This window comes from Marinobacter bohaiensis (assembly GCF_003258515.1).
In the GTDB taxonomy this organism is placed as follows: Bacteria; Pseudomonadota; Gammaproteobacteria; order Pseudomonadales; family Oleiphilaceae; genus Marinobacter_A; species Marinobacter_A bohaiensis.
Map to the genome: position 1 here is coordinate 125,175 of NZ_QGEH01000007.1, position 20,491 is coordinate 145,665.

The window sequence follows — 20,491 nt, forward strand, 5'->3', positions numbered from 1 at the left end:
GAACCCGGCTGCCCTGCGGGCGGCTCGAAAGCTGAAGCTTCCGCTACATTGATCGGGTACCCTGCGAATCTGATCCAAAAAAAGGCCCAACCAGCAACTGGTTGGGCCTTTTTCGTTAGCGATTCTGGTAAGCCTTACAGCGTCATCGCCGCCAGCCAGCCGAACGCCAGCAGCGGCAGGTTGTAGTGCAGGAAGGTCGGCACCACCGTGTCCCAGATGTGGTTGTGCTGGCCGTCGGCGTTGAGGCCGGCGGTGGGGCCGAGGGTGGAGTCCGAGGCCGGTGAGCCGGCATCCCCCAGCGCGCCGGCGGTGCCCACCAGGGCGACGATCGCCAGCGGGCTGAAGCCCAGTTGCAGCGCCAGCGGCACGTAGATCGCGGCAATGATGGGGATGGTGGAGAAGGACGAGCCGATGCCCATGGTGATCAGCAGCCCGACCACCAGCATCAGCAGCGCCGCCAGGGCCTGGTTGTCGCCGATGGCGCCGACGGAGCTTTCCACCAGCGTCTTGATGTCGCCGGTCTCGCGCATCACCTCGGCGAAGCCGGAGGCGGCGATCATGATGAAACCGATCATCGCCAGCATCTTCATGCCTTCGGTGAACAGGTCGTCCGCTTCCTTCCACTTCACTACGCCGGAGACGTTAAAGAGCACGAAGCCGGCCAGCGCGCCCAGGATCATGGAATCGAGCATCAGCTGCACCACGAACGCCACCACGATGGCCGCCAGGGCCATGATCAGCGTCCACTGGCTGTACTGGATGTCCACCCGCTCGGTGCGCTCGATGGTTTTCATGTCGTAGTCGCGGCCCTTGCGGTAGGTGAAGAACACCGCCACCAGCAGGCCGGTGAGCATGCCCAGCGCCGGCAGCGCCATGGCGTGCATCACGTTGAGGCCGTCCAGGGCGACGCCGTTGGTTTCCACCTTGGCCATCAGGATTTCGTTCAGGTAGATGCCGCCGAAGCCCACCGGCAGGAACATGTAGGGGGTGATCAGGCCGAAGGTCAGCACGCAGGCCACCAGGCGCCGGTCCAGGCGCAGCCTGGCCATGACGTACAGCAGCGGCGGGACCACCAGCGGAATGAAGGCAATGTGGATCGGCAGGATGTTCTGGGACGAGATGGCGATGGCCAGCAGCAGGCCGATCATCACGAACTTGATCGCGCCGCCCTGCCCGTTGTCCTGGCGCCCCACCAGGGCCAGCGCCTTGTCCGCCAGGGCGTGGGCCAGGCCGGATTTGCCGATGGCCACGGCGAACGCGCCCAGGGTGGCGTAGGACAGGGCCACGGTGGCGCCGCCGCCCAGGCCGCTGTTGAAGGCATTGATGGTGGCTTCCAGGGACAGGCCACTGATCAGGCCGCCGGCGATGGCACCGATGATCAGGGCAACGACGACGTGGATTCGACAGAGGCTCAGGATGAGCATGATGCCGACAGCGGCAACAACAGCATTCATGGCGCTTTTCCTTAGGGGGTTTCTGAAAAGCGCGCTAATGTGCAGGAAATGACCAGCGGAGTCAAAGGCCGCCGGCGGGCATCAGCCCAGATAGCTGAACCGGGGGACCGATTCGCCGGCGACTTCGACCGTTTCCCGGAACATGCTGAGCGGGCGTACCCAGAGACTCTGGTCGCCGTAGAGGCAGCGGTAGACCACCAGTTCCTCTTCGGTTTCGCTGTGACGGGCGACGCCGATCACTTCGTAGTCCTTGCCCTTGTAGTGCCGGTAGCGGCCGGGTTTGAGCGTATGTGTCATGGTGTCTGCTCGGGGGTGTGTCCGTCTATTCTAGACCCGGAAACGGCGCGGAGCACCGTTTCCGGCATGCTCTTTCAGGAGTGCAGCTTGTATTTGCCGGGGCCGAGGAACACCAGCGCCAGGCCAATGAACAGGAAGAAGCCCTGCAGCTCCAGCGCCCAGCCGCCGGACTGGCCCAGGCTCATCAACTGGCCCATGTGCACCAGGGCGATGGCGACGATCATGTTGATGGCGATGATCAGCCCGCCGATGCGCGTCTGGTAGCCGAGGATGACCATCAGTGGGGCGATGATTTCCCCGATGTAGACACCGTAGGCCAGGAACGCCGGCAGCCCGTGGCTGACCAGTTGCGATTCCACGAAGCCCACGCCGTTGAACAGCTTCGAGATGCCGTGAAACAGCAGCAGCCCGCCCAGGGTCAGCCGGACGATCAGTTTGCCAAGATCCGCGTTCTCCAACATGGCGATATCCTTTTTCAAATGGAAACGAGAGCTTAGCGACTTTGTCGGTCACGTCAATTGGATGACGGTCGCGGCGTCGGGATATCGACAATCTCGTCGTGCAGCGGCACCAGCCGTTTCAGCAGGCGGTTCTGCGCCGACACCGGCACGTCGTTCTGCTCCATGGCCAGGATCAGGTCTTCGGCGAGGGCGTTGAAGTCCGTCTCGTCGATGCCCAGGCCGGCGTGTGAGGCTTCCATGCTGCGTCCGGAATAGGTGCAGGGGCCGTTGGCCAGGTAGCAGATCTGGTCGGTCAGGTTGCGGTGCAGGCTGGCGATGTCCACGCCGCGGAAAGTCTCGGCGATGCGTTCGTCCTCAACCACCACGTACAGCAGGTCGCGCACGATGTTGGCGATGCCGGTGCGTTCGCCCAGATCCTGGTAAAGCGTGTCCTCCGCCGGCGGCCCGGCAAGGCTCTGGCAGCCCGCCAGCAGCACGCCCAACAGCAAACCGGTGATCGTTCTGGTCATCGCAAAACTCCCCTTCTCAGAAACTGCCCTGCAGGGACAGGTAGCCGCCCTGCTGGTCGTCCAGGCCGGCGATGCCGCCGAGGTTGACCCAGGCGGCGGTCACCGCGAGGTGCCGGTTGGGGACCCAGGCGACGAACAGGTCGTACCAGTCGTCTTCCTCGGCGAATCCAAGGTTATCCGGCTTCTGCCGGTACTCGCCGCCCACCAGCCACTGGCGGGTCACGAAGACGCCGGCGCTGCCCTCGAACACCAGCTCGTAGCTGTCATTCTCGTCGCCGCCGAAGCCCAGCAGCCCGCCCTGGTTGGCCCGGGTTCCGCGCACCACGCCGTTGACCAGCAGGTTGCGGTCGAACAGTCCGGCCAGGAACACCTTGCTGCCGGCAAGGTACAGGTCGGTGCCGCTGTCGTCCTCGGCACCCACCGCCTCCGGCACCGTAAACGTGCGGTTGCGCTTGTGCTGGATGCCCAGGGACCACTGGCCGTAGCGGCCGTAGAGCACGTCGCCGAAGAGCCGCAGCTTGAGACCGAAAATGTCCTGCTGTAGCTCGTCTTCGTTGAGTGCGGCTCCCAGGGTGTCCAGGTCCAGGGTCTGGCGTGCGACACTCACCTCGATGCGGTTGCGCCAGTTCAGCGCCGCGGCGGTGACGTCCACGGTGTAGTCGTCCAGCGGCGCGTGGGACAAGGCGATCGAGGCGCCCCACTCCCGGTCGCTGGCGTAGCCGGTGAGCACGGCCATAGGGACCAGTCCACCGCCGGCACTGCCTTCAATGGTGGTCACGCCGCCGGTGCCCCAGAGCCGGCTGCCGGGGGCCGCCGCCAGCGAGGCTGAAAACAGAACGAGGAGAAGAGCGCTGAGCCGTTTCACGATTGACTCCTGTCGGTGACTGCCCGGCGGGGCCGGTCCTGGGTGAGTTGTGCCGCTTGCTCACGGAAAGCGGCATGCCAGCCGGCCAGTTCGGAAGCGGGCAGCGGCCGGCTGATCAGGTAGCCCTGGGCCAGTTCGCAGCCCCAGTGGCGCAGCAGGTGCCAGCTGGCCTCGTTCTCCACGCCCTCGGCGACCACGCCGAGTCCCAGCCCGTGGGCCATGTCGATGGTGGAGCGCACGATGAGCTGGTCCTGGGGCGTGGCGTCCAGGCGCAGCACGAAGGACTTGTCGATCTTCAGTTCCTGCACCGGCAATTGGCGCATTTGCGCCAGTGAACTGTAGCCGGTACCGAAGTCGTCCACAGACAGGCGCACCCCCAGCTCCCGCAGTCGCGCCAGGGCGCGCATGGCCGCTTGCGTATCCACCATGGCGGCGCTTTCGGTGATCTCGAAGGTCAGCGTATTGAGCGGGCGCGGCCAGTCGGCGAAAACGCCGTCCACCAGATCCGGCAGGCGCGGGTTGTTGAGGTCGAGGGCCGACAGATTGACGGCGATGCCCAGCTCGCGCAGCCCCGCTTCCTGCCACTGGCCGGCGTCCCGCCGGATGCGCCGCAGGATATGTTCGGTGAGTGTGTGGATCTGGCCGGAGCGTTCCGCCAGGGCGATGAACTCCTCCGGGTTGAGCGGCCCCAATTGGGGATGGGTCCAGCGCACCAGGGCTTCGACCGCGGCCACAGTGCCGTCCTGGAAGCGGACCTTGGGCTGGTAGACCATGGTCAACTGGTTGTTTTCCATGGCGGTGTGCAGATCGCGGATGATGGCCAGCTCCCGCAGGTGCAGCTCGTCACCGCCGACCGCATAGAAGGCCGAACGCGTCTCGCCATAGCGGGCCCTGTCCATGGTGAGGCTGACCCGGCGGCGGATGTCGTCGAGGGAGGCGGCCTGGTCCGGCAGGTGCAGGATCGCCGCGCACAGGCTCACCGAGGCCGGTGTGCCGCTGATCAGTATGGTTTCTTCGGCCACCTGGCGCAGCTGCGCCAGTTCCGCCTCCAGCCGCTCCCGGTCGCGCCCGGGCAGGAAGGTCATGAATTCGTTGCCGCCGGTGCGTCCCAGCGGGCACCGGTGGTCCAGCGCACCGCGCAGACGCAGGCCGGTGGCGATGATGACCCGGTCGCCGAAATCGTAGCCCAGGGTTTCGCTGAGCTCCTTGAGCCCCACGATCGACAGGCTGAGCAGGTAACCCGGCCGGCCCGATTCGAGCTGTCGACGCAGGTGCCGGTCCAGCGCCAGCCGGTTGGGCAGGCCCGTGAGGCTGTCGTGGCTGGCGTCGTGATGAATGCGATGCTCGCGGTGGCGGATGCGCCGACTCATGGCGAATAGCGCCTGGGCCAACCGTCCCAGCTCGTCACGTACTGTCAGCGGCGGTGGCACGGCAGTGAGGTCGTCACCCAGGTCGTCGGCGTAGCGCGCCAGGTGGAGCACCGGCTTGCCAAGGGCGCGGGCCAGCGCCAGGGCCAGCAGGCCGGCCACTCCCAGACAGACGGCCACCAGCAGGGTCAGGTTCCAGGCCAGGCGATAGTAATTGGCCAGCGCCGTCTGGCGGTCCAGCAGCAGGCGCGCCCGGACCGGAGCACTGTCGTCGGCGTTGAGGCGGGCGGTCTGGCTGAAGTAGCGATGGTCGCCGCTCATGCTGGCCTGCTCTCCGCTGTCACGCACCGCTGCCATGATCGAGGCGGGATCCCCCTGGACCATGCTGTGGCCGAACGCCCGCGGTGGTGATTCCCGGGATTCGAAGACCACGTCCACCCCGGTGAGTTCGCTGATTTCCCGGGCGAAGCGGTTGTCGAGGCTGTAGCCCATCACCAGCCAGGCCTTGAGCCCCGGCGCCTGTACCGGGACCATCAGCGCCTGGAACGCCTGCTCGTCCCAGATGACCAGACTGGCGGCGGCGCCCCGGCGGTTGGCTTCGTCCAGCAGAGCGGGAAACGGCACGCGTTTGCCCGGCGCCAGCGCTTGCAGGCTGTTGATCACGTTGCCGTCGCGGTCGGCCAGCATGGCCAGGTCGGCGCGGAAACGCTGGCTGTGGTTGTCCAGGGCGCTGGACAGGGTGGCCTGGTCGCCGCTGGCGATGGCGGACCGGAAGCCGAAGTCGTCCACCAGCACATTGAGGGTGTTGACCAGCAACTGGTTGCGACGGGCGAGGATTTCCCGGATGACGCCGCTGGCCACCTGCAGGCGTTCCCGGGCGCGGTTCTCTTCGTCCCGGAAGGTGGACACCATGAACGCGGCAGCGATGACCAGGCTGGTCACCAGCGCCAGGGCGAGCATGGCGACCAGCAGGCGGCCGCGGAAACCGGTCGGGCGGAACATCGGCATCACAGGGAGTCGAACCGCCGCTGCAGGTCCGCGAACGGATCGTCGTCCGCCTGCGCGGGTGTGAGGGTCAACGTCAGTTCGATCGAGCCGTTTTCCGGCTCGACGCGCCGCGTTTCGGGAGCGGTGTTGTCTGGCAGGCGTTCGTGCCAGATCCGGACCGGAAACGGGGCATCCGGAGCCGGTTCAATACGGGCGTGCCCGGCGTCGTCGGTGACCACGTTGGTGGCGTAGGGCGACACCAGTATGAACGCCTGCATCCGGTCGTGAATGTTGCAGCCCAGCTCGACGACGCCCGGATCGGGAAAGCGGATCGGCGATTCGGGGCGACCGGAATACAGCTCGATGTTGAAGCGACGTGCCGGCGAAAACGAGTAGACATGGTGCTGGGTGTTGTCCCGGTTGGGAAACTCCACCAGCGAGCCCACCGGCACCACCTGCAGGTGCGGGTGGAACTGGCGACCGGACTGGACCACGACCGCCGGTTGGTCGAGTGGCTGTGCCGCTCCCGAATCCGGCAGCATGATCACGGCGTTCGGCACCGGCGACCCGGTCCCGGCATCGCGGACGACGATATTGATTCCAACGCTGGCTCGGGCGCCGGACAGCGACAGTGCCATCAGGATGAATAGGGTTAAGGCTCGCATGATACCGGCTCTGGTCGTATTGATCCGGTGGGCGCGATCATGGCCATGGGGCTCGCGCGGACTTTCCGGGCTGCTTAAGGCAGCTTAGTCAATGTACGTCAGTTGTCAGGGGAGGCCCTACCGAAATCGGGCGCCGAAACGTCAAATCCGGAAAAACTTGTTGGCGAGATCAGTAGAGGTTGTCCAGCGGACCCAGACCGGGATTGAGGGCAAAGGAGATGTGATTGCGGGTGAGCAGCTTGTCCCAGTATTCGCGCATCCAGTCCCACGCGGTGTCCCGGGCCTTTTCCACGAAGGGAGTGAGGTTCAGCTCGTAGTAGTCGGGGGTTCCGGCGATCTGCACGACGGTGATGGCGATGGACTGGTCCAGCTCGTTGGCAAAGGGCTCGCCGATCAGGTAATGGGTCACCAGGTTGGCCTGGGTGGCTTCCAGGTCCACCAACTGGCTGGTGCGGGTGAAGTAGTTGTTCTCGTACATCTCCTCCATCAGCCGGTGACACAGGTAGGCCTTGATCAGCAGGCCATCCAGGCCGTCATACCGCGCCAGCAGGGAGGACGGGTGGGTGAAGTAGCGGATGGCCGCGTCGACGAACGGGTCGAACAGCGCCTGGTGATTGGATTCCCGGGCACAGGTCATGACGCAGTCGATCAGGCGCGGCGCCATCTCGATGTACTCGATCGCGAACTGGAACAGGCAGGTAGCCGGGTTCGGACCGGAAATGCGGATGCTCTCCGGCAGTGAAGCCGCACGCTCGGCCATCTGCGCCAGAAAGGTCCCGGATCGGGCTTCCTGTCGACGGGCCTGGTCGACGATATGAAGTACAGCTGACGGTGTCATCACAGGGACTGCTCGTGTTACTCCGGATTCGGGTCGCAATGACGCCTCCAAAACCGCGTTACAGGCGGGTCACTACGGCGTCGCCTGCGTCTGTCTGTGAAAATTCAATTTCAGTGTAGTTGAGAATCGGAGGCATCGGGGCTTTGTTAATTTTTTCGACATGACCCCGGTTATGTCTATAGCCTTTACATACATTTACGTGCCGGCCTCTGTTGCATAGCGGTCTATCCAAACCAGCGGTCGTGACGACTGTGGGAGCGGAACAGCCAGCCCATGCTGGCGGCCCGGGCCAGCATCAGGCTGGTGATGGCGAACCACAGGCCGTGGTTGCCCCAGCTTTGGGTCAGCCACCACACCGGCAGGTAGACCACCAGCACCGCGACGATCATGGTGTTCTGCATGTCCCGGGTGCGGGTGGCGCCGATGAAGATGCCGTCCAGCAGGAAGCCGCCCACGGCCGCGAACGGCATGATCCAGATCCACGGCAGGAACTCCCGGGCGGTGCCCGCTACGTCGGGGATGCTGGTCAGCAGGCTGATGATCCAGCCGCCGCCCAACACGAACAGCGCGGTGAACAGGCCCGCGCCCCACAGCGACCAGCGCAGGGCGGTGCGGCAGACCGCGCGGAAATGCGCCCGGTCCTTCTGGCCCACCGCTTCCCCCACCAGCGCCTCGGCGCCGTTGGCAAACCCGTCCAGGCCGTTGGAGATCAGCATCAGGAAGGTCAGCAGCACGGCGTTGGCGGCGAGGACGGCATCGCCCTGTTGGGCGCCCTGGGCGGTGAAGAACGCCAGGGACAGCAGCAGCAGGATGGTGCGCACCATGATGTAGCGGTTGACCTGCAGGATGGCGAGGTAGTCGGCCAGTTGCCCGAACAGGCGGCGGTCGAACACCAGGTCGGCGGGCCGGCGGTGCCACACCAGCCACAGGCCCAGCCCGGCGGCGGCGTACTCCGAGATAGCGGTGGCCGCTGCCACGCCCTGGCTGTTCCAGCCGAAGACGGTCACGAACAGCAGGTCCAGCCCGATGTTCAGCGAATTGGCCAGGATCAGCATCAGCATGGGCCCGCGCGGGTACTGGGTGCCGATCAGCCAGCCCACCAGGGTGTACTGGCACAGCACCGCCGGCGCGCTCCAGATGCGGATGTCGGTGTACTCCCGGGCCAGTGCGGTGACGTCGTCGCTGGCGTCCATCAGTGTCAAACCGATCGACACCAGTGGCCCCCGCAACAGGATCAGCAACAGGCCGATGCCGACGGCCAGCAGCAGCGATCGCACCAGCAGCGCGCTCTGGGCAAACCCGTCATCGCGCCCGTAGGCCTGGGCCGCCAGGCCGGTGGTGCCCATGCGCATGAAGCCGAAGGTCCAGTAAAGAATGCTGAACAGGTTGCCGCCAATGGCCACGGCGCCCAGGTACTCCGGATGCGCCAGATGACCCAGGACGGCGGTATCCACCAGGCCCAGCAGGGGCACGGTGATATTGGTCAGCATCAGCGGCCAGGCGAGGTGCCAGAGTCGGCGGTCGAGCGGGTTCAGATTCACGGTCGGCTCATTGGTGTAAAGTTTCTTTATTCGAAAATGCACTAAAAAATCAGGTTTAAGACGCCTAAATTTTAAACAGCTTTTTGAGGGATTCGCGAACCTCTGTCTATACTCAAATCGGGTTTCGCCTTTCCGGAACCCGGAAATCCGTGAAAAGACTTCCTTCCCGAACAGGGTGCGCACGTGCGAGTACGCGCCTGATAGCCGGGACGGGAGGCACAGCTTCCCGGTGGAAGTGTCACGCAGAAACGAGTGATCGATCCGGTGGTCGACCGGGAGCCGATGACGATCCGGCTCCAGCCACCCGATCGTGTCTACGACAAGAACAAACTCTGTGGAGACACGGTATGCGCACGATGGCAATGCGAGCCGGCGCCCTTGTGGCCGGGCTCCCGCTGTCCCAGGCGGCACTGGCCGACTGGACAGTGAACATGACACCCGGTGTCACGAATGTCAGTCGTGACATCTACAGTCTTCACATGACCATCCTGTGGATCTGCGTGGTGATCGGTGTCGTGGTGTTCGGCGTGATGTTCTGGTCGATCCTGGCGCACCGCAAATCCAAGGGCTACAAGCCGGCCAACTTCCACGAGCATACCTGGGTCGAAATTCTCTGGACCATCATACCCTTTGCCATTCTGGTCGCCATGGCGATTCCCGCCACCGCCACCCTGCTGGATATGTACGACACCACCGAAGCGGACTACGACGTGCGCATCACCGGCTACCAGTGGAAATGGCGCTACGATTTCGAGGACCAGGACTTCGGGTACTTCTCCAACCTGTCCACGCCCAAGGACGAAATCTACAACCGCCTCGACAAGAACGACAACTATCTGCTTGAGGTGGACAACCCGCTGGTGCTGCCGGTGGGCAAGAAAGTGCGTTTCCTGGTCACCGCCAACGACGTGATCCACTCCTGGTGGGTGCCGGCGCTGGGCGTGAAGAAGGACGCCATCCCCGGCTTCATCAACGAAACCTGGGCCACCATCGAGGAACCGGGCATCTACCGCGGTCAGTGCACCGAACTGTGCGGCAAGGACCACGGTTTCATGCCGGTGGTGGTCAAGGCGGTACCCCAGGAAGAGTTCGACGCCTGGGCCCAGGAGCAGATCGCCATGGCCGAGAAGGAGCGCCAGCTCACCAGCAAGGACTGGAGCATGGACGAGCTGATGGAACGCGGCGAGCAGGCCTATAACACCAACTGCGCCGCCTGCCACCAGGCCGACGGGTCCGGCGCGCCGCCCACCTTCCCGGCGATGAAGGGCAGCGCCATTACGACCGGCGACATGCAGGCGCACCTGGACGTGGTGGTCAACGGCGTCTCCGGCACCGCCATGCAGGCGTTCGGCGAGCAGCTCAGCGAGGTGGATCTGGCGGCCATCATCACCTATGAGCGTAATGCCTGGGGCAACGACACCGGCGACATGGTCACGCCCAAAGAGATTCTCGACTACAAGAACGCGCAGTAGGCGACGGGAAACAGGGAGAGCGGCGCGCTGCGGCGACGCCACCGACAATCGCGATACCAGCGCCCGGGCCGGGCGCGAACGGGGGTTCATCATGAGTGCGGTCATCGACACCCACGACACCGAACACGCCCACCACGGGCCCGCCAAGGGCATCCAGCGGTGGCTGTTCGCCACCAACCACAAGGACATCGGGACCATGTACCTGGTGTTCAGCTTCACCATGTTCCTGCTGGGTGGGGCCATGGCGATGGTGATCCGCTCGGAGCTGTTCCAGCCCGGCCTGCAGATCGTGGAGCCCGAGTTCTTCAACCAGATGACCACGATGCACGGGCTGATCATGGTGTTCGGCGCGGTGATGCCCGCTTTCGTGGGGCTCGCCAACTGGATGGTGCCGCTGATGATCGGCGCGCCGGACATGGCCCTGCCGCGCATGAACAACTGGAGCTTCTGGATCCTGCCGGCGGCGTTCGCTCTGCTGGTCTCGACCCTGTTCATGGAAGGCGGCGCCCCCAACTTCGGCTGGACCTTCTACGCACCGCTGTCGACCACCTACGGGCCGCCCAGCACCACCTTCTTCATCTTCGCCATCCACATGATGGGGATCTCGTCGATCATGGGGGCGATCAACGTCATCGCCACCATCCTCAATCTGCGCGCGCCGGGCATGACCTTCATGAAAATGCCGCTGTTCGTGTGGACCTGGCTGATCACCGCGTTCCTGCTGATCGCCGTGATGCCCGTGCTGGCCGGCGTGGTCACCATGATGCTGATGGACATCCACTTCGGCACCAGCTTCTTCGACGCCGGCGGCGGCGGTGACCCGGTGCTGTTCCAGCACGTGTTCTGGTTCTTCGGCCACCCGGAGGTGTACATCATGATCCTGCCGGCGTTCGGCGCCGTGTCGGAGATCATCCCGGCGTTCTCGCGCAAGCGGCTGTTCGGCTACGCCTCGATGGTGTACGCGGTGGGTGCCATCGCCCTGCTCTCCTTTGTGGTCTGGGCGCACCACATGTTCACCGTGGGCATGCCGGTGGCCGGCCAGCTGTTCTTCATGTACTGCACCATGCTGATCGCCGTGCCCACCGGGGTGAAGGTGTTCAACTGGGTGGCCACCATGTTCCGCGGCTCGCTGTCGTTCGAGGCGCCGATGCTGTTCGCCGTGGCCTTCGTCATCCTGTTCACCATTGGCGGGTTCTCCGGCCTGATGCTGGCGATCGCGCCGGCGGACTTCCAGTATCACGACACCTATTTCGTGGTGGCCCACTTCCACTATGTGCTGGTGCCGGGCGCCATCTTCGGGATCTTCGCCTCCGCCTACTACTGGCTGCCCAAGTGGTCCGGCCACATGTACGACGAGACCCTGGCGAAGACCCATTTCTGGATGTCGTTCATCGGTATGAACCTGGCCTTTTTCCCCATGCACTTCCTGGGGCTGGCGGGCATGCCACGGCGGATTCCGGATTACGCGCTGCAGTTCGCCGACTTCAATATGATTTCCAGCATCGGGGCCTTCCTGTTCGGGGCGACCCAGCTGCTGTTCGTGTACATCGTCATCAAGTGCGTGCTCGGTGGGGAAAAGGCCCCGGCCAAACCCTGGGATGGCGCCGAGGGTCTGGAATGGACCGTGCCCTCGCCGGCCCCGTTCCACACCTTCTCCACGCCGCCGGAAGTGAAGTAAGGGGCGCGTATGCAACGATCCGAGACTCAGGCGACGCCATCGGAGGCTGCCATGGCAGAACAGCCCAGCTACTACGTTCCGGAACAGAGCAAGTGGCCGATCATCGCCACCATTGGCCTGCTGGTCACCATGGCGGGCACCGGCTCGATCATGGTGAACGGCTCCCAGGGAGAATCCACCACCATGTCCTGGGTGGTGTTCTTCATCGGCGCGATGATCATGGCCTACATGCTGTTCGGCTGGTTCGGCGCGGTTATCCGGGAGAGCCGTGCCGGGCTCTACAGCGCCAAGATGGACCGCTCGTTCCGTTGGGGGATGAGCTGGTTCATCTTCTCGGAAGTGATGTTTTTCGCCGCCTTCTTCGGCGCGCTGTTCTACGCCCGGGTGTTCGCCATTCCCTGGCTGGGCGGCGAGGGTGATCGTGGCTCCAGTCAAATGCTGTGGGAGGGGTTCGAGGCCACCTGGCCGCTGCTGACCACGCCCGACACCGACACCTACACCCAGACCAAGGGCGTCATCAACCCGTGGCACCTGCCGCTGGTGAACACCATCCTGTTGCTGAGTTCCTCGTTTACGGTGACTTTCGCCCACCACGCCCTGAAGAAAAACAACCGCCCGCGGGTCAAGCTCTGGCTGGCGGCCACGGTGGTGCTGGGGCTGTGCTTCCTGGTGTTCCAGATTGAAGAGTACGTCGAGGCGTACACCGAGCTGGACCTGACCCTGAACTCCGGCATCTACGGCAGCACCTTCTTCCTGCTGACCGGTTTCCACGGGGCGCACGTCACCCTGGGCGCACTGATGCTGGCCATCATGCTGGTCCGCATCACCCGGGGGCATTTCACCTCGGAGAAGCATTTCGGATTCGAGGCGGCCAGCTGGTACTGGCACTTCGTGGATGTGGTCTGGCTGGGGCTGTTCGTCTTCGTCTACATTCTGTGACGCCGCCGGGGCGTCAGGGCGTGGGGTTGAGCGACAGGTCGCCGTGCCACAGGGCAATCAGCACGACCGCCAGCAGCAGGCCGCTGAGGGTCACGCGCAGGATCAGGGAATTGAGGACGCGTTGGGTTTTGCCTTCGTCCCGGAGCAGGAAGAACAGGCCGCTGAACAGGGACACGACCACGGCAAGCAGGAGAGCAACGATTACGAACTTGAGCATACCAACCGCTCCGCAGGGCCGCCCGGCGTGCGCGGCCAAAGTCGATGTTGGGCTCACTATAGCAAAGCGTGGCTGACGTCATGCAAAGGCAGTGGAAGCCGGACTGGCGACTATGGCTGCTGGCGATGCTGTTATTGCCGGTGTTGATCGGGCTGGGGACCTGGCAGCTGGGCCGGGCCGGCGAGAAAAAGGCCCTGCTGGCGAGCTGGGACCGGCAACTGGCCAGCGGCGACTGGCCCGCCGCCCTGCAGGCGGGTCTGCACACCGGCCAGCCGGTGGTGCTGACCGGGCGTTACCGGACCGGGCACGACTGGCTGCTGGACAACCGCACCCGCGATGGCGCCAGTGGCTACGAGGTGCTGACGCTGTTCAAGCCGGACGTGGGGCCGCCGGTGCTGGTCAACCGGGGCTGGGTGCTGGCCCCGCGACGGCGCGAGGAACGGCCGGCGATCGAGACGCCGGCGCAGACGGTCACCATCCGGGCGCGGGTGGCGGACTTTCCGACGCCGCCGGTGCTGGGCGAGACCCGGCCGGAGAACGGCTGGCCCCGGCGGGTGCAGGCGCTGCATCCGGAAACGGTGCGCCGGGAAGCGTCCCGGGTCATCGACCGGCTGGTGCGGCTGGAAGACCCGGACCAGCCCGGCGCCTACCGGGCGGATTTCGCCCCGGATCTGATGGGGCCGCAGACCCATTACGGGTATGCGGTGCAATGGTACTCGCTGGCGACGGCGCTGGTCGTGCTGACCCTGGTCGCCAGCTTCCGCAAACAGGAAGGACACGCGCAGGATGACGACGGCAATGGCTGAATCCCGGCAACAATCCCAGGCCCAATCCTCCGCAACGGGCCCGACCCCGGAACAGGTGCGGCGTGGACGCCGCACCGCCCTGCTGCTGTTCGCCATCGGTTTCGGCCCCATCGTGCTGGCCACCATCATGTACTACACCGGCTGGATGAACCCCGCCGGCCACTCCAACAACGGCACCCTGATTCAGCCGCCGGTGCCGGTCGCCGAACTGGGCCTGGTCAGTGCCGACGGCGAGCCGTTGGCCGACCGCTTTGGCCCCATGCAGGACGAGACCTCCTGGATGATGCTGGTGGCCGCCGAGGGGCCCTGTGGCGACGCCTGCCAGCAGCTGGTCTACCTGGCCCGTCAGGTCAACACGGCCCTGGGCAAGAACCAGGATCGCATGCAGCGCGCCGCCTATTTGCCGTCGCCGCCGGCGGACCTGTCCGGCTACCCGGAGATGCCGCTGCTGGAGGCCGGTGAGTCCGGCGCGATCACCTGGCCGGGTGAGGTGGACCTGGAGCAGGCGCCGCAGATCTACGTCATCGACCCGTTCGGCAACGTCATGATGCGCTACGGCGTCGGTATCGACGGCAAGGCGATGCTGGAGGATCTCAAGCACCTGATGAAGATTTCCCAGATCGGCTGACAAAAAAGAAAAAACAGGGAGCCTTTGAAAACGCTCAGGCTGTGGATGAAGCGCAAGGCGCACGGAGCGCAAACAGCGAAGCATACCTGGCCGGTAGGTGAGCTGTTGCGTACCGCGCAACGCGGCGATTCGCCGCAGGATGAGCGTTTTCAAAGGCTCCGGAGGCGAGGAGGGTGCCATGACCGCAACACCTGACCCCACAACGCGTGACCCGATAGCGCGCCACCGTCGTCTGCTGGGCCAACTGGCGCTGGTGGCGACTGTCATGACGCTGGTCGTGGTGGTGCTTGGCGCCTGGACGCGGCTGACCCATTCTGGCCTGGGTTGCCCCGACTGGCCGGGCTGCTACGGATTCCTCAGCGTGCCCCAGTCGGAGGCGCACATCGCCATCGCCCAACTCCGCTTTCCCGAAGCGCCGGTGGACGTCAGCAAGGGCTGGCCGGAGATGATTCACCGCTACGCCGCCGGCGTGCTCAGCGTGCTGGTGTTCGCCATCGCCGCCCTGGCGGTGCGCTGGCGCCGTGAAGGCCATCCCCTGCGCCTGCCGCTGCTGATCGCCGGCTTCATCGTCCTGCAGGCCGCGTTCGGCATGTGGACCGTGACCCTCAAACTCTGGCCCCAGGTGGTGGCGCTGCACCTGCTGGGCGGGTTCACCCTGCTCAGCCTGCTGACCCTGCTCACCCTGCGATTACGCGGCACGATCACCCGGGCCGGCGCTGCGCTGGCGGAGCGTCTGGGCCACTTTCGCCCGTGGCTGCGGGCCGCGCTGGTGCTGGTCGTGCTGCAGATCGCCCTGGGCGCCTGGACCGCGTCCAACTACGCGGCGGTGGCCTGCACCGATCTGCCCACCTGCCAGGGGGAGTGGTGGCCGACCATGGACTTCCGCCACGGCTTTGATGTGACCCAGGCAGTGGGCCCGAACTACCTGGGCGGCCAACTGACGGCGGAAGGCCGGGTGGCGATCCACGTCACCCACCGCATCGGCGCCCTGCTGGTCATGGTGGTGCTGGGCGCGCTGCTGTGCCGGATGTGGCGGCCGGCGCGGGACGCGGGCATCGGTCGCTGGGTACTGCTGTGCGGCGGCGTGCTGATGGCACAGATTGCGCTCGGCCTGGCCAACGTCTGGCTGCACATTCCGGTGTCGCTGGCCATGGCCCACAATGCCATGGGCGCCGGGCTGCTGCTGTCGGTGATCAACCTGCTGTGGCGCCTGCAGCCGTTCCCGGTGCGCCGGCCCCTGCCCAAACCCCGACTCATCAACCACGAGGTACCTGCATGACCCAAGCGTCCGACGCCGTCGTCCTCGATCGCCAGCGCCCGGCCAGCTGGCGGGATTTCCTGGAGCTGACCAAGCCGCGGGTGGTGGCGCTGATGATGCTGACCGCGGTGATCGGCATGCTGCTGGCGCGACCCGGCGTGCCCGGCTGGACGGTGTTCGTGTTCGGCAACCTGGGCATTGCCTGCCTGGCGGCGGCCGCGGCGGTGGTCAATCACGTGGTGGATCACAAGATCGACACGATTATGGCGCGCACCCGCAAGCGCCCGGTGGCCACCGGGCGTGTGGCCACTTCGGACGCCCTGGTCTTCGCCCTGACCCTGGCGCTGGCGGGCATGCTGGTGCTGGTGTGGCAGGTGAACGCCCTGACCGCCTGGCTGACGCTGGCCTCACTGGTCGGCTACGCCGGGGTCTACACCCTGTTCCTCAAGCGGGCCACGCCGCAGAACATCGTGATCGGCGGCATCGCCGGCGCCATGCCGCCGCTGCTGGGCTGGACCGCCGTCACCGGTCAGGTGGAGGGCCATGCGCTGCTGCTGGTGCTGATCATCTTCGCCTGGACGCCGCCGCACTTCTGGGCGCTGGCGATCCATCGCAAGGAGGAATACGCCCAGGCGAAGATTCCCATGCTGCCGGTGACCCACGGCAACCGCTACACCGAGCTGCATATCCTGCTCTACACCCTGGTGCTGCTGGCGGCGAGCCTGCTGCCCTACGCCACCGGTATGTCTGGCGGCATCTACCTGATCGGGGCGCTGGTCCTGGGCCTGCGATTCCTGCACTATGCCATCAAGCTCCTGCGGGGCGACGACCGGCGGGTGGCGCTGGCCACCTTCAAGTATTCCATTACCTATCTGATGGCGCTGTTCGTGGTCCTGCTGGTGGATCATTTCGTGTTCTTCTGAGGCGGCATCATGGCAGACGCTCAATCAAGAAGTTCGATCCGCCTGACCGTCACCATCCTGGTCGGGCTGGTTCTCCTCATCCTGGTCATGGTGGTCGTGCGCCAACTGGTGCTGGTGCCCCAGGCCAGCGAACCGGCGGCGTCCGCGCCGGAACTCAGCGAACTGCAGGCCTTCGTCTACGAACAGGGGCGGCCGGTGGCGGATTTCTCGCTGCAGAATGAAGAGGGTGAGACGGTGTCCAACGCCATGCTGCAGGGCCACTGGACCGTCGCCTTTGTCGGTTACACTTCCTGCCCCGATGTCTGCCCCGCCACTCTGTCGATGCTCCTGCGGGCGGGCGAGGCGATCCCGGCGGACGTGCCCGCGCCCGACGTGTTGCTGGTCTCGGCTGACCCCGAGCGGGACTCGCCGCGGCGTCTCAAGGATTACCTCGGCTTTTTCGGACCCCAGTTCCACGGCGTGACCGGCGACCTGGATGGCCTGCGGGAACTGGCCCACAGCCTCAACGCCGCCTTTTCGCATCGCACCGGAGAAAACGGGGAGGTGACGGTGGATCACAGCGCGCACCTGGCACTGATCAATCCCCAGGGGGAAATGACCGCCGTGCTCCAGCCGCCGTTCGAACCCGGCAAAGTGGCCCAGGCCTATGAGCGGGTGTATCGCTGGGCGCATGCGCAGCGTGGCTAGCCTGAAAGACGGCGATGAGGGACGAGACGGTGGCCTCGAGCGAGAAGCGAATGGAAGCGCTTGCCTCCGCCGCAACGGATCGCCATCCATGGCCGGATGTTGCGGTCAGGACATCCCTGTCCTTTCTACGGCAACCGCTTCCATTCGCTTCCCCTGAACCCGCGTTAACGCCGGTTCTTCGGGGGTAAAACCGTTTGATAAAAAGGCCGGCCAGCCCCGGGGATATTGGGGCCGGCCGGCAACGCTGGCAATCAGCTCTCGCGCTGGCCGTCCAGCAAACGGGTGACGCCGAGGGGGTTGGCGTCCCGCACGGCTTCGGGCAGCAGGGCCTCGGGGAGGTCCTGGTAGCAGACGGGGCGCAGGAAACGATGGATGGCGGCGCTGCCCACCGAGGTGGTGCGGCTGTCGGATGTGGCCGGGAACGGGCCGCCGTGAACCATGGCGTGACACACTTCCACACCGGTGGGCCAGCCGTTGGCGAGGATGCGCCCGGCGCGGCGTTCCAGGGTGGGCAGCAGGGTGCGCACCGCGTCCGTGTCGGCGTCGTCCATCTGCACGGTGGCGGTGAGCTGGCCTTCCAGCTGCTCGGCAACCTGCTGCATCTGCGCCAGGTCGTCACAGGCGACGATCAGCGAGCAGGCCCCGAACACTTCCGCCTGCAGCGCCTCGTCCCCCAGGAAATGCCTGGCGTCGGTCAGGAACAGACCCGGCTGGCCGCTGTTGGCGCTGTCGCCATCCTGGCCCCGGGCCACTTCCGTCACGGCGGACTGGTCGGCCAGCGCCTTCACGCCCTGGTCGTAGGCGGCGTGGATGCCCGGGGTGAGCATGGTCTGGCCCTGGGTGCCGGCCACCGCTTTGGCGGCGGCTTCCACGAAGCGGTCCAGCGGTGCGCCTTTGACTGCCAGGATCAGGCCCGGGTTGGTGCAGAACTGACCGGCGCCCATGTTGAGGGAGCCGGCAAAGGCGTCCGCCAGTGCCTCGCCACGCGCTTCCAGCGCGGACGGCATCAGGAACACCGGATTGATGCTGCTCATCTCCGCGTATACCGGAATCGGCTGCGGGCGCGCCTGGGCCAGTGCCGTCAGGGCCTGACCGCCGCGACGGGAACCGGTGAAGCCGACGGCCTGGATGCGCGGGTCCTGCACCAGTGCCTGCCCGAGATCGTTGCCGGCGCCGAACAGCAGGGAGAACACGCCTTCCGGCAGTTCGCAGCGACGCACGGCGGCCTGGATGGCGCGCCCCACCAGCTCCGAGGCGCCCGGATGCGCCGGATGCGCTTTCACCACCACCGGGCAGCCAGCGGCCAGCGCCGAGGCGGTGTCGCCGCCGGCCACGGAGAAGGCCAGCGGGAAGTTGCTGGCGCCGAACACGGCGACCGGGCCCAGGGCCACGTGGCGCTGACGCAGATCGGCACGGGGCATGGGCTGGCGCTCGGGCTGGGCCGGGTCGATGCGCACGTCCAGCCACTCGCCGGCGCGGACCACCTTGGCGAACATGCGCAGCTGGCCGCAGGTGCGACCGCGCTCGCCTTCCAGACGCGCCCGGGGCAGGCCGCTTTCCGCCATGGCGCGTTCGATCAGCTCGTCACCGATGCCTTCGATTTCCGAAGCCACGGTTTCCAGGAAGGTAGCACGGGCTTCGAGGCCGGTTTCACGGTAGGTGTCGAACGCGTCGGCCGCCAGTTGGCAGGCGCGCTCGATGTCGGCCGGGGCCACGCCCGGGTAGGCCGGCTCCAGGGTCTCGCCGGTGGCCGGATTGATGGCGCTGACGGCTTCGGTGGTGCCGGCCAGTTCGCTTTGTCCAATCAGTGATGTGCCTTTCAGGGTCATGAGAATCTCCTGGTGGGTGAATCGGGTTGCCTAGATCGAGGTGACGGTGACCGTCGCCGTTTCGCTTTCAAAGGTCAGCGGGTTGCGCAGCGGGCGGCCGAAGCTCGCCACCTCGATCTCGAAACGGTCGCCGTCGCGGGTCTCGATGCCGTCGGCGAAGCTCAGGGTGGCCGTCCCGAAGTAATGAACGTGAACGTCGCCGGGGCGACGGAAGCCGCTGTACTTGAAGTGATGGTGCTCCAGGTTGGCCAGGCTGTGGGCCATGTTGGCCTCGCCGGTGAGGAACGGCTTTTCCCACAGGGTGGCGCCGTCCCGCACGATACGACTGCGGCCTTCCAGATGCTCCGGCAGCTCGCCGATCAGCAGTTCCGGACCGTAGCTGCAGGCGCGCAGCTTGGAGTGGGCCAGCCACAGGTAGTTGTGGCGTTCGGTGACGTGATCGGAAAACTCGTTGCCCAGGGCGAAGCCCAGCCGGCGTGGCTGGCCGTCGGCGTCGATCAGGTACAGGCCTACCAGCTCCGGCTCCTCGCCCGCGTCCTCGGCGAACTTGGGCACCGGCAAAGGCGCTTCGGGCGGCACGACGATGCTGCCGTCGCCCTTGTAGAACCACTCCGGCTGGGCACCGGTCTGGCCCGCCGCCGGCTTGCCGCCTTCGACGCCGAGTTTGAACATGCGCATGGAATCGGTCAGTGACTGCTCACTATCGTCCAGTTTGGCGTGCATGGCGTCGCGGGTGTCGGCGCTGCCCAGGTGGGTCAGGCCGGTGCCGGTGACCAGGCAGTGGGCGTCGTCGGCATGGGTCAGCGGCGGCAGCAGCTGGCGGTCAGCGATCAGCGCGTCGTAGTCGAGGCGGGTGTCGGTCAGGTGCGCGGTGACTACCTCCACCAGCGTGCGGCCGGAGGTCAGGGCCTCGTCCGCCAGGCGGTAGGTGTCGCTGTCGGTCAGGCGCACCTGCCGGGCGTCTTCCACCACGGCGGTGCGGGGCTGGTTCTGGTGCAGGCATTGGATGATTCGCATGGTCAAAGTCCTTGGCTTGGTTCAGCAGCGGAGCACCAATGTGCCCCATCATA

General features: G+C 65.7%; 20 protein-coding genes. 8 read left to right on the forward strand and 12 right to left on the reverse strand.

Annotation, left to right across the window (positions count from 1 at the left end):
• Nucleotides 1-134: 134 nt before the first annotated feature.
• The 9 genes from DKK67_RS20755 to DKK67_RS20795 form a co-directional block, all read right to left on the reverse strand.
• Complete coding sequence (locus DKK67_RS20755) at nucleotides 135-1,454, reverse strand: Na+/H+ antiporter family protein (protein WP_111498437.1); 1,320 nt, start codon at nucleotides 1,452-1,454, stop codon at nucleotides 135-137.
• A gap of 81 nt (nucleotides 1,455-1,535) precedes the next feature.
• Nucleotides 1,536-1,751 carry a DUF1653 domain-containing protein gene (locus DKK67_RS20760; protein ID WP_111498438.1) on the reverse strand — a complete coding sequence of 72 codons (216 nt, stop codon included), beginning with the start codon at nucleotides 1,749-1,751 and terminating at the stop codon, nucleotides 1,536-1,538.
• Nucleotides 1,752-1,825: 74 nt separating this feature from the next.
• A complete protein-coding gene (locus tag DKK67_RS20765; RefSeq protein ID WP_111498439.1) occupies nucleotides 1,826-2,212 on the reverse strand; it encodes a DoxX family protein in 387 nt (128 codons plus the stop codon).
• A 53-nt stretch (nucleotides 2,213-2,265) separates the two neighbouring features.
• Nucleotides 2,266-2,721, reverse strand: a complete 456-nt coding sequence (locus tag DKK67_RS20770) for a group I truncated hemoglobin (protein WP_111498440.1) — start codon at nucleotides 2,719-2,721, stop codon at nucleotides 2,266-2,268.
• Between the two features lie 16 nt (nucleotides 2,722-2,737).
• Nucleotides 2,738-3,589: a DUF3034 family protein gene (locus tag DKK67_RS20775; protein ID WP_111498441.1), complete on the reverse strand. Its 852-nt coding sequence runs from the start codon at nucleotides 3,587-3,589 to the stop codon at nucleotides 2,738-2,740.
• Nucleotides 3,583-5,955, reverse strand: coding sequence for a putative bifunctional diguanylate cyclase/phosphodiesterase (locus tag DKK67_RS20780; protein ID WP_162628895.1), 2,373 nt, complete (start codon nucleotides 5,953-5,955; stop codon nucleotides 3,583-3,585). The genes DKK67_RS20775 and DKK67_RS20780 overlap by 7 nt, the downstream gene beginning before the upstream one ends.
• Nucleotides 5,956-5,960: 5 nt before the next feature.
• A complete protein-coding gene (locus DKK67_RS20785; protein WP_111498443.1) occupies nucleotides 5,961-6,605 on the reverse strand; it encodes a methylamine utilization protein in 645 nt (214 codons plus the stop codon).
• A 169-nt stretch (nucleotides 6,606-6,774) separates the two neighbouring features.
• A complete protein-coding gene (locus DKK67_RS20790) occupies nucleotides 6,775-7,443 on the reverse strand; it encodes a hypothetical protein (protein ID WP_111498444.1) in 669 nt (222 codons plus the stop codon).
• Nucleotides 7,444-7,667: 224 nt separating this feature from the next.
• The gene (locus tag DKK67_RS20795) at nucleotides 7,668-8,933 is read right to left on the reverse strand and encodes an MATE family efflux transporter (protein WP_111498480.1); all 1,266 of its coding nucleotides are present in this window, start codon (nucleotides 8,931-8,933) and stop codon (nucleotides 7,668-7,670) included.
• A gap of 398 nt (nucleotides 8,934-9,331) precedes the next feature.
• On the opposite strand from DKK67_RS20795, the gene coxB reads away from it, so the two are divergent.
• From coxB to DKK67_RS20810, 3 genes are all read left to right on the forward strand, one after another.
• Complete coding sequence (gene coxB / locus DKK67_RS20800; RefSeq protein WP_111498445.1) at nucleotides 9,332-10,456, forward strand: cytochrome c oxidase subunit II; 1,125 nt, start codon at nucleotides 9,332-9,334, stop codon at nucleotides 10,454-10,456.
• 91 nt (nucleotides 10,457-10,547) lie between these two features.
• A complete protein-coding gene (gene ctaD, locus DKK67_RS20805) occupies nucleotides 10,548-12,134 on the forward strand; it encodes a cytochrome c oxidase subunit I (RefSeq protein ID WP_111498446.1) in 1,587 nt (528 codons plus the stop codon).
• Between the two features lie 51 nt (nucleotides 12,135-12,185).
• Complete coding sequence (locus tag DKK67_RS20810) at nucleotides 12,186-13,073, forward strand: cytochrome c oxidase subunit 3 (protein ID WP_111498447.1); 888 nt, start codon at nucleotides 12,186-12,188, stop codon at nucleotides 13,071-13,073.
• 13 nt (nucleotides 13,074-13,086) lie between these two features.
• On the opposite strand, the gene DKK67_RS20815 is transcribed toward DKK67_RS20810, so the two are convergent.
• Entirely contained in the window at nucleotides 13,087-13,290 is a 204-nt protein-coding gene (locus DKK67_RS20815; protein WP_111498448.1) for a twin transmembrane helix small protein, read from the reverse strand.
• Between the two features lie 80 nt (nucleotides 13,291-13,370).
• Here DKK67_RS20815 and DKK67_RS20820 point away from each other — a divergent pair, with 80 nt between their 5' ends.
• The 5 genes from DKK67_RS20820 (at nucleotide 13,371) to DKK67_RS20840 (ending at nucleotide 17,592) form a co-directional block, all read left to right on the forward strand.
• Entirely contained in the window at nucleotides 13,371-14,096 is a 726-nt protein-coding gene (locus DKK67_RS20820; protein ID WP_111498449.1) for an SURF1 family protein, read from the forward strand.
• Complete coding sequence (locus DKK67_RS20825; protein WP_111498450.1) at nucleotides 14,089-14,724, forward strand: hypothetical protein; 636 nt, start codon at nucleotides 14,089-14,091, stop codon at nucleotides 14,722-14,724. Before DKK67_RS20820 ends, DKK67_RS20825 begins: the two co-directional genes overlap by 8 nt.
• Nucleotides 14,725-14,902: 178 nt before the next feature.
• Complete coding sequence (locus DKK67_RS20830) at nucleotides 14,903-16,003, forward strand: COX15/CtaA family protein (protein ID WP_111498451.1); 1,101 nt, start codon at nucleotides 14,903-14,905, stop codon at nucleotides 16,001-16,003.
• Complete coding sequence (gene cyoE, locus DKK67_RS20835) at nucleotides 16,000-16,905, forward strand: heme o synthase (protein WP_111498452.1); 906 nt, start codon at nucleotides 16,000-16,002, stop codon at nucleotides 16,903-16,905. Before DKK67_RS20830 ends, cyoE begins: the two co-directional genes overlap by 4 nt.
• 9 nt (nucleotides 16,906-16,914) lie before the next feature.
• Nucleotides 16,915-17,592: an SCO family protein gene (locus DKK67_RS20840; protein ID WP_111498453.1), complete on the forward strand. Its 678-nt coding sequence runs from the start codon at nucleotides 16,915-16,917 to the stop codon at nucleotides 17,590-17,592.
• Nucleotides 17,593-17,843: 251 nt separating this feature from the next.
• Here the strand turns inward: DKK67_RS20840 and DKK67_RS20845 are convergent, their stop codons facing one another.
• Together DKK67_RS20845 and araD1 are read right to left on the reverse strand one after the other, a co-directional pair.
• The gene (locus DKK67_RS20845) at nucleotides 17,844-19,421 is read right to left on the reverse strand and encodes an aldehyde dehydrogenase (NADP(+)) (protein WP_111498454.1); all 1,578 of its coding nucleotides are present in this window, start codon (nucleotides 19,419-19,421) and stop codon (nucleotides 17,844-17,846) included.
• A gap of 30 nt (nucleotides 19,422-19,451) precedes the next feature.
• Complete coding sequence (gene araD1 / locus DKK67_RS20850; RefSeq protein ID WP_111498455.1) at nucleotides 19,452-20,438, reverse strand: AraD1 family protein; 987 nt, start codon at nucleotides 20,436-20,438, stop codon at nucleotides 19,452-19,454.
• Nucleotides 20,439-20,491: the final 53 nt, after the last annotated feature.